This window comes from Nocardiopsis protaetiae, from assembly GCF_045446735.1.
In the GTDB taxonomy this organism is placed as follows: Bacteria; Actinomycetota; Actinomycetes; order Streptosporangiales; family Streptosporangiaceae; genus Nocardiopsis; species Nocardiopsis protaetiae.
The window spans coordinates 1-8,588 of sequence record NZ_JBJJBV010000282.1 but is presented as its reverse complement, the minus strand read 5'-3'; the positions used below and the strand labels follow the sequence as shown (position 1 = coordinate 8,588).

Below are 8,588 nucleotides of genomic sequence, written 5' to 3'. Positions count from 1 at the left end.
ACCTCGTCGTTCTCCTAGTTCTCCAGCATCTCCGTGACCAGCGCCGCGATCGGCGACCGCTCCGACCGGTTCAGCGTGATGTGCGCGAACAGCGGGTGCCCCTTGAGCTTCTCGATCACCGCGACGACACCGTCGTGGCGGCCGACCCGCAGGTTGTCCCGCTGGGCGATGTCGTGGGTGAGGACCACCCGCGAGTTCTCCCCCAGCCGGGACAGCACGGTGAGCAGGACCCCCCGCTCCAGCGACTGCGCCTCGTCCACGATGACGAACGCGTCGTGCAGCGACCGCCCGCGGATGTGGGTGAGCGGCAGGACCTCCAGCATCCCCCGCTCCACGACCTCCTCGATGACGTCCTCGCTGGTGACCGCGGACAGGGTGTCGTGCACCGCCTGGCCCCACGGCGTCATCTTGTCGTTCTCCGTGCCCGGCAGGTAGCCCAGTTCCTGGCCGCCGACCGCGTACAGCGGGCGGAACACCATCACCTTGCGGTGCTGGCGGCGCTCCAGGACCGCCTCCAGCCCGGCGCACAGCGCCAGCGCCGACTTGCCCGTCCCGGCCCGGCCGCCCAGGGAGACGATGCCCACCTCGGGGTCGGTGAGCAGGTCCAGGGCGATGCGCTGCTCGGCGCTGCGGCCGTGCAGGCCGAACACGTCGCGGTCGCCGCGCACCAGGCGCACCGACTTGTCCGGGCGGACCCGCCCCAGCGCCTTGCCGCGTTCGGAGACCAGCACCAGACCCGTGTGGCAGGGGAGTTCGCGCGCCGCCTCGATGTCGGTGACACCGCCGTCGAACAGCTCCGACACCTGGTGGGCGGCCACGTCCAGCTCGGCCATGCCCGTCCACCCGTGCTCGATCGCCAGCTCGGCCCGGTACTCGTCGGCCGCCAGGCCGATCGAGGAGGCCTTGATGCGCATCGGCAGGTCCTTGCTCACGAGCACGACCTCGCCGCCCTCCTCCTGGAGGTTGCGCGCGACGGTCAGGATCCGGGTGTCGTTGTCCCCCAGCCGGAAGCCGGCCGGGAGGATCTCCGGATCGCTGTGGTTGAGCTCGACGCGCAGGCTGCCGCCCTGGTCGTTCACCGGGACGGGGACGTCCAGGCGGCCGTTGGCGACCCGCAGGTCGTCCAGGAAGCGCAGTGCGTTGCGGGCGAAGTACCCGAGTTCCGGGTGGTGCCGCTTGCTCTCCAGCTCGGTGATCACCACCACGGGGATGACCACCTCGTGCTCGGCGAACCGGGTCAGGGCCAGCGGATCGGCGAGCAGGACGCTGGTGTCGAGCACGTAGACGCGCCGTTCCACGCCCGCCTCCCCGGAAGGGGCGGTGGGGGACTGGGTGTCACGGCGATCGGTCGAGGAACTAGCCACTCGTTCTCCCCTTGGGCGCCGCGGGGGCGCCCCGATGTCACGGGATCATGGAGGACCGGGACCAGGCCCCACAGGGCCGGGTCCGGCCCTCCTCGTTGACTTTCCGCGGTGGCGGAGGGGATCAATGAGCCGGGGCCTCCCGAACGGGTGGACGAACGCCACCCGCTTCTTTCGAAGCTACGCGTCCGCGAACCCGTTTTCCAGTCTGTTTCCGTGCGGTGGCGTGAACACCGGGTTAAGGGCCGCTGCCGTGACGGGAGTGGGGGTTCAGGAACCGTAGCGACGATTGCGCGCGCCGTAGGAGCGCAAAGCGCGCAGGAAGTCCACCCTGCGGAAGGCAGGCCAGAAGACCTCGCAGAAGTAGAACTCCGAGTGCACGCTCTGCCACAGCATGAAGCCGGACAGGCGCTGCTCCCCGGACGTGCGGATGAGCAGGTCCGGGTCGGGCTGGCCGCGCGTGTAGAGGTGCCGGGCGATATCGGCGATGTCCAGGCGCTCGGCGAGCTCCTGGATACCGGTGCCCTTGGCCGCCTCCTCGTGGAGGAGCGACCTAACCGCGTCGGCGATCTCACGTCTACCTCCATACCCGACGGCGACGTTGACAACCAGGCCCGGGTTGCCGGATGTGGCCTCCTCCGCCTCCTTCAGGGCACGGGCGGTGGACGCGGGCAGCACGTCCAGGGCTCCGACAGGGCGGGTGTTCCAGCCCTCCTCGCGCAGCCGGGCGATGGTCTCCTCGATGATCTGCACGAGGGCGCCGAGCTCGGCCTCGTCGCGGGACATGTTGTCGGTGGACAGCATCCAGAGCGTGACGACCTGCACGCCGATCTCGTCACACCAGCGGAGCAGCTCGAAGATCTTGTCCGCTCCGGCCCGGTGGCCCTGGGCGGCCTCCGCCAGACCGCTGTTCTTCGCCCACCGGCGGTTGCCGTCCATGGCGACACCGACATGGCGGGGAATCTGCCGGCCCTGCAGTTGGCGTTCAAGGCGCCGCTCGTAGAGCCAGTACAAGGGGTCGCGAAGCCCCATGGGCGAAAACCTCTCAGAGCTGGATCAAGGACGGCACACTCCTGTGCCAGGAGGTGCCGACGGGGATACCGTCCAGGGTAGTTCGCCGCGAGAGGTCACGTTACGGCCAGGGACTTGCGCACGTGCTTGCGCCCCTGGTGGATGCGGGACTTCACGGTGCCCAGGGCGAGGTTCAGCTCCGAGGCGATCTCGTTGTAGTCCATCTGGCACAGGTCGCGCAGGACCAGCGGGGCGACCAGGTTGGGCCGGTCCTTCTCCAGCTGGTCCAGGGCCTCCAGCAGGTCGATCCGGGAACCGGCGATCACACTGGTGGTGCGCGGGTCGCGCTGGTGGGGCATGCGCTCGGCCTCGGTCGGGAACTCGGCGGCGCGGCGCTTCATGGAGCGGTAGGTCTGGCGGGCCGAGTTGGACACGACCGTGTACAGCCACGTCGTGAACAGGGAGTCGCCCTTGAAGCTGTCGATCTTGCGGGCCACCCGCAGCAGGGCGTCCTGGCACGCCTCCTCGGCGTCCTGCCGGTAGGGGAGGAAGCGCGCGCAGCGGCGCATCACCTCGGGCTGGATCCGCCGGAGCAGTTCGTCCAGTGCGACGGCGTCGCCGTCCCTGGCCCTGCGGGCGAGCTCCTCCAGTTCCTCGTCGACGTTGCTCGCAACCCGGCGGCGGGGCGCGGGGGTTCCCTCGTGCTCGTTGTGGTCGCTACTGCGCATGGCTGGTCTCTCCCTGACTGACGGCAGACGTCCGGCCGTCCGCTATTCGGCGCTGTGCGCCCACGATTCGAGGGTCACACGTCAATAGGACGTCTACGGGCCCCCATCGGCTCCGCCTCGTTCCATCCTCCCGGTTCTCCGCCACACGGAGCCCCATGGTTAACGAAAGTTCACATTTCACACTGCCATTCCCATGGCCCGGGTGCCCGTGAGGGGTTCCCACCAGTTTCCATGCCCCGGCGGGGTCCGCGCTACCCGGAGAGGGGATCATATCCGCAAGAGTCAACGCGAAGGTGTAGATGGTGTATTAGTGGGCAACGACCGCGTATTCACCCCTGACAGACCGAGGCGGAAATGAGCCAACCCGAGGCCTTCGGCCGTTACCGCGTCATCAGACGCCTGGGTTCGGGCTCCTTCGCCACGGTCTGGCTGGCCCAGGACGATCTTCTGAACTACCCGGTGGCCATCAAGGTACTCGCCGAGAACTGGGCGCACCAGATGGACATCCAGCACCGGTTCCTGGAGGAGGCGCGCATCCTGCGCCAGACCGACTCCACGTGGCTGGTCGCCGTCCACGACGTGGACGTCCTGCCGGACGGCCGCCCGTACATGGTCATGACGTACGCCGACCAGGGCAGCGTGGCCGATCTCATCCGCCGCGGCCCGCTGCCGCTGGACGAGGCGCTGCGGCTGCTCACCGAGATCGGCCAGGGCATCACGGTGCTGCACAACCACGGCACCATCCACCGGGACATCAAGCCGTCCAACGTGCTGCTCCAGTCCTCCCCGGTGGGCCAGCGGGTGCTCGTCGCCGACCTGGGCTTCGCCAAGGCCATCGACGAGGCGTCGGGGTTCACCGCCGCGGCCGGCACCCCCGGGTACATGTCGCCGGAGCAGAGCATCCCCGGCGGCGACCTGGACGTGCGCTCGGACGTGTACTCGCTGGGCGCGGTCGCCTACGAGCTGATCACCGGCAAGCCGCCGTCGCGCCCGCCGGTGCGCGTCCCCCCTGGCCGCATCCGGCCAGGGCTGCCGCGGGAACTGGACGACCTCATCCTGTCGGCGCTGTCGGTGGACCGGGAGAGCCGCCCGGGCGACGCCAAGACGTTCACCGACCGGGTCCGCGCCATCCGTATGGCACCCGACCTGCCCCGGGCCGTCCCGTGGTGGCAGCGGTACCGGATGCCGTGGCGGCGGGCCGCCGCCCTGGTGGCCGCGTCCGTGCTGGGGGCGGGTGTGCTCACCGTGTCCGGCGGGGCGCCGGGGCTGACGCTGACCACGGTGCGCCACGCCGGGCAGGACATCCGCATGGGCGTGCCCTCGGTGTGGGCCCAGGAGTTCCACACCGACCTGGAGGCGCGGCCCGCCGCGGCCGACGCCGGGGCCGGTCCGGGCCTGCTGGTGGCGACCGACGCCGACGACTGGCACTCCACCGAGGTCCCGTCGTACGGGGTGTACGCCACGGTGATGCCCGGGGCGCGCGACCTGGCCAAGGTGGCCGACCACGACCCCTGCCCGGGGGACCCCGCGAGCCGCGAGGTCCGCACCGGGGGGTGGGAGGGCGTGGTGTGGGACTGGCCCGAGTGCAACGGCAACGGGTCCTTCACCAGCGCCGCCGTGCACCGGCCGGGGGAGCCCGCCACGGTGTACCTGGAGATCCGCCAGCCGGACTACCGGCCCGACCTGGTGAACGAGATCATCGACCACACCGTGCTGGGCTGAGTCCTAACCCCGCCGCGTCAAGAGGTCGCGGAGCCCGTCCGGCGAGGTGACCGGCAGGCGGCAGACGAACCCCTCGCACACGTACGCCGTGGGCCGCCCGCCCACCCGGACGCGGTCGCGCAGCAGCGGCACTCCCCCGTCGTCGAGGCCGTCGCCGCGCGAGAGCACCGTGCCCAGCGGGGCGTGGACCAGCGCGGTGCGCACCAGCTCGTCGGTGGCCGGGTCGGCGGGGTCGCCGACGACCGCGATCTCCAGCGGCCCGGCCAGCAGCGCCTCGCCGACCGCCAGGCCCCACCCGGCGAACCGGGGCGCCTTCTCCGCCAGCAGGCCCACCGGGACCAGCGCCCGCTCGGCGGCCCGCCGGTGGCGGTGCGAGCCGGTGAGCGCCGCGTAGGACAGCAGCGCCCCGGCCGCCGCGGAGCGGCCCGAGGGCACGGCGTTGTCGGTGGGGTCCTGGGGGCGGTTGAACAGCTTCTCGGCGTCGTCCGCGGTGTCGAAGAACCCGCCCTCGTCGTCGACGAAGCGCTCCAGCACCACGTCCAGCAGCTCCCCGGCCACCCGGGCGTAGCGGGCCTCGCCGGTGGCGCCGTGCAGGGCGAGCAGCCCCTCGGCGACGTCGGCGTAGTCCTCCAGCACGCCGGGGCTGTCGCCGGCGGCCCCGTCGCGGGAGGTGCGCACCAGCCGCCCCTCGCGCAGGTGCACCGAGAGCAGCAGTTCGGCGGCCTCCCGGGCGGCCGCCACCAGGTCGGGGCGCTCCAGCAGGATCCCGGCCTCGGCCAGCCCGGCGATCGCCAGGCCGTTCCAGGCGGCCACCACCTTGTCGTCGCGGGCCGGGGGCGTGCGCCCCTCGCGGGCGGCCAGCAGGGCGGCGCGGACCCGCTCGTAGCGCCAGGTGTCGGCGGGCGAGGACGGCAGGCGCAGCACCGAGGTGCCGTGCTCGAAGGTGCCCTCCCGGGTCACCCCGAACACCTCGGCGGCGAAGGCGGCGTCCTCCTCCCCCAGCACCTCGCGCAGCTGCTCGGGCGTCCACACGTAGTAGGTGCCCTCCTCGCCGTCGCTGTCGGCGTCCAGGGCCGAGGCGAACCCGCCCTGGGGGGTGCGCAGGTCGCGCAGCATCCAGTAGGCGGTCTCCGCGGCGATCCGGCGCAGCAGCGCCGCGGACGCCTCCCCGGCCGGGCCGGGCTCGGCGGGCCGGCGGGCCATCCGGGCGTAGGCGCGCAGCAGCAGGGCGTTGTCGTACAGCATCTTCTCGAAGTGCGGCACCACCCACTCCCGGTCCACCGCGTAGCGGGCGAACCCGCCGCCGAGCTGGTCGTAGATGCCGCCCCGGGCCATGGCGTCGGCGGTACCCAGCGCCATCAGCCACGAGGGGGTGGGCTCGTCGGCGCTCTGGAGGGGCCGGGTGCGCTCGTCGTGCGCGGTCAGGAACGACAGCAGCATCGACGGCGGGAACTTGGGCGCACCGCCGAACCCGCCCTCCGCGGTGTCGTAGTCGCGCACCAGCGCCCGCACCGCCAGGTCGAGCACGGCCGGTTCCGGCGGGGGCGCGTCGGGCAGGGAGCGGGGGGCGCCCAGGGCGTCGACGACCCGGCGGCCCTGGTCGAGCAGCTCCTCGCGCCGGGTCCGCCAGGCCTGGGAGACGCCCTCCAGCAGCCGCTGGAAGTGGTCGCGCGGGAAGTACGTGCCGCAGTAGAACGGCGCGCCGTCGGGGGTGGCGAACACCGTCATCGGCCAGCCGCCCTGGCCGGTCATGGCCTGGGTGGCCTCCATGTAGACGGCGTCGACGTCGGGGCGCTCCTCCCGGTCGACCTTGATGTTGACGAAGAGGGCGTTCATCCGTTCGGCGGTCGCCGGGTCCTCGAAGGACTCGTGGGCCATCACGTGGCACCAGTGGCAGGCCGCGTAGCCCACGGAGATGAGGACGGGCACGTCGCGGCGGCGCGCCTCGGCGAAGGCCTCCTCCCCCCAGGGCCACCATTCGACGGGGTTGTCGGCGTGCTGGAGCAGGTACGGACTGGTCGCGTCGCGCAGGCGGTTGGACATGTCCCCACTCTGCCACCCGGGCCCCGCCCCGCGGGGACGGGTGCGCCGGTCACAGGCGGGCGGCCATCGTCCCGGCGATGTCCCACGAGATCGCGGCCCGGTCGGCGTACCCGTTCTCCTGGAACCACATCGCGTCGTCCACACTGCGCACGAGGCACCACTCGTAGGCGGTCGCCGGGTCGATCGCGGCCCGTTCCGCGAACCGGCGCATCCGCCGCTCCACGGCGGCGCCGCCCGGACCGCCGTCCCGGATCTCGCTCCAGCGGTTGCGCAGCAGCGGGACGACCTCGTACGCCGGGTCGCCCGCCAGCGGCTTGGGGTCGATCACGGCCCAGCCGTCCGCCCCGCGGCCGAGGATGTTCGCGTAGTGGAGGTCGCCGTGCAGGATCGAGGGCTCCGCCGGGGGCTCCGCGAGCTCGGCGCACAGCTCCACGGCACGGGTGATCAGGGACCGCGGGCACGGTCCGCCCAGACGGTGCCAGTCGTCGGGGAACTCGCCGACCCACCGGGCGGCGGTGGCGCTCGCCCGGCGCAGACCGGGGACCGCCGGGACCCGCAGTCCGCGCAGGAGCTCGGCCGCGATGTCGAGCGCCCGGTCGATCGGGACGTCGAGGAGGACGCGGCGCTCGTCCAACCGCTCCAGGAGCATGGCGCCGGTGGCCTCGTCCAGCCGAAGCACCTCCACGGCCCCCCGGCCGGACCAGGCGCCCAGTGCGAGCGGTTCGGCGCGGGTCTCGTCGTCGATACGGCCCACCTTGAGCGCGCCCCGGCCCCCGTCCGCGGTCCGCACCGGCAGGACGACGGAGCACATCCCGTACAGGGGCGGGCCGTCCGGGGCCAGCCCCCACTTCTGGAACAGGCCGTCGACGGTCGCGGGCAGGGTTTCCACCCACTCCCGGGCCCGCTCCCCCTCCCGGTCGAGGATCATCGTCGAGAAGGCGTCCGGGATCGGCTGCGGCAACGGTCTTCTCCCATCGGAGGGGCTGCGCTATCTGCGGGTGCGGGTGCGGGTGACGTCGACCGGGTCGAAGCGCTCCCAGGTCTCGGCGACGGCCAGCGTGGGATCCAGCCCCGCGGCGATGTGCGCCCGGTACAGTGCGGCCGCGCCGTCGCCGTCGCGGCGTTCGATCAGGTCGAGCAGCCGGACGTGCTCCTCGCGCTGCTCGCGGGTGTCGCGGTGCCGGGTGAGGTGGAACAGCCACTGCACGCGGGAGTCCAGCGGCGCCATCATCTCCTGGAGCAGCGGGTTGCCGCAGGCGCCCAGCACGGCGCGGTGGAACCCGGCGTTGGCGGCCGCGGTGGCGGCGTCGTCGCCCGCCTCCAGCGCGCGGGCCGCCTCGTCGAGCAGGCCCCGCATCAGGCGCAGGTCGTCCTCGCCCCGCCTGGCGGCGGCCAGGCGCGCGGCCAGCGGCTCCAGCTCCTCGCGCACCTCGAAGAGGTGCACGATGTCCTCGCGGGACCAGCCGGCCACCATCGCGCCCCGACGCGGGACCAGGACGATGAGCCCCTCGGCCTCCAGCAGCCGCAGGGCCTCGCGCAGCGGCACCCGGGAGACGCCCAGCCCGGCGGCCGTCTCGCGTTCGGTGATCCGGTGCCCCGGCGGCAGTTCCAGGCCCATGATCCGCGCCTTGAGCTCGGCGTAGGCCCGGTCGCGCAGCGACGGGAGCGGGGAGGACGCGGACGGCATGAAACCCATCGTAGGCGCGCCCGGAGTGGTCCGGGC

7 protein-coding genes are annotated in these 8,588 nt (G+C 72.8%); 1 reads left to right on the top strand and 6 read right to left on the bottom strand.

Annotated features, from left to right (window positions below; genetic code table 11):
- Window positions 1-14 precede the first annotated feature (14 nt).
- The 3 genes from phoH2 to ACJOT3_RS29140 form a co-directional block, all read right to left on the bottom strand.
- On the bottom strand, window positions 15-1,364 hold the full coding sequence (phoH2, locus tag ACJOT3_RS29150) for an RNA 5'-3' helicase PhoH2 (RefSeq protein ID WP_406976337.1): 1,350 nt from the start codon (window positions 1,362-1,364) through the stop codon (window positions 15-17).
- A 267-nt stretch (window positions 1,365-1,631) separates the two neighbouring features.
- Window positions 1,632-2,393 (bottom strand): isoprenyl transferase, encoded by a 762-nt coding sequence (locus ACJOT3_RS29145; RefSeq protein ID WP_406976336.1) that lies wholly within the window; start codon window positions 2,391-2,393, stop codon window positions 1,632-1,634.
- A 95-nt stretch (window positions 2,394-2,488) separates the two neighbouring features.
- Complete coding sequence (locus ACJOT3_RS29140) at window positions 2,489-3,100, bottom strand: RNA polymerase sigma factor (protein ID WP_406976335.1); 612 nt, start codon at window positions 3,098-3,100, stop codon at window positions 2,489-2,491.
- Between the two features lie 354 nt (window positions 3,101-3,454).
- Here ACJOT3_RS29140 and ACJOT3_RS29135 point away from each other — a divergent pair, with 354 nt between their 5' ends.
- Window positions 3,455-4,822: a serine/threonine-protein kinase gene (locus ACJOT3_RS29135; protein ID WP_406976334.1), complete on the top strand. Its 1,368-nt coding sequence runs from the start codon at window positions 3,455-3,457 to the stop codon at window positions 4,820-4,822.
- A gap of 3 nt (window positions 4,823-4,825) precedes the next feature.
- Here ACJOT3_RS29135 and ACJOT3_RS29130 read toward each other — a convergent pair whose 3' ends face one another.
- The 3 genes from ACJOT3_RS29130 to ACJOT3_RS29120 are packed head-to-tail and all read right to left on the bottom strand — an operon-like array spanning window position 4,826 to window position 8,552.
- Window positions 4,826-6,865: a thioredoxin domain-containing protein gene (locus ACJOT3_RS29130; protein ID WP_406976333.1), complete on the bottom strand. Its 2,040-nt coding sequence runs from the start codon at window positions 6,863-6,865 to the stop codon at window positions 4,826-4,828.
- Window positions 6,866-6,914: 49 nt separating this feature from the next.
- Complete coding sequence (locus ACJOT3_RS29125; protein ID WP_406976332.1) at window positions 6,915-7,826, bottom strand: aminoglycoside phosphotransferase family protein; 912 nt, start codon at window positions 7,824-7,826, stop codon at window positions 6,915-6,917.
- 27 nt (window positions 7,827-7,853) lie between these two features.
- A complete protein-coding gene (locus ACJOT3_RS29120) occupies window positions 7,854-8,552 on the bottom strand; it encodes a GntR family transcriptional regulator (protein WP_406976331.1) in 699 nt (232 codons plus the stop codon).
- Between the last annotated feature and the right edge of the window lie 36 nt (window positions 8,553-8,588).

Excerpts from the sequence above, each read along its gene's own strand:
- ACJOT3_RS29145 (WP_406976336.1), bottom strand. The coding sequence starts at position 2,393 with ATGGGGCTTCGCGACCCCTTGTACTGGCTCTACGAGCGGCGCCTTGAA.
- ACJOT3_RS29140 (WP_406976335.1), bottom strand. The coding sequence starts at position 3,100 with ATGCGCAGTAGCGACCACAACGAGCACGAGGGAACCCCCGCGCCCCGC.
- ACJOT3_RS29135 (WP_406976334.1), top strand. The coding sequence starts at position 3,455 with ATGAGCCAACCCGAGGCCTTCGGCCGTTACCGCGTCATCAGACGCCTG.
- ACJOT3_RS29130 (WP_406976333.1), bottom strand. The coding sequence starts at position 6,865 with ATGTCCAACCGCCTGCGCGACGCGACCAGTCCGTACCTGCTCCAGCAC.
- ACJOT3_RS29120 (WP_406976331.1), bottom strand. The coding sequence starts at position 8,552 with ATGCCGTCCGCGTCCTCCCCGCTCCCGTCGCTGCGCGACCGGGCCTAC.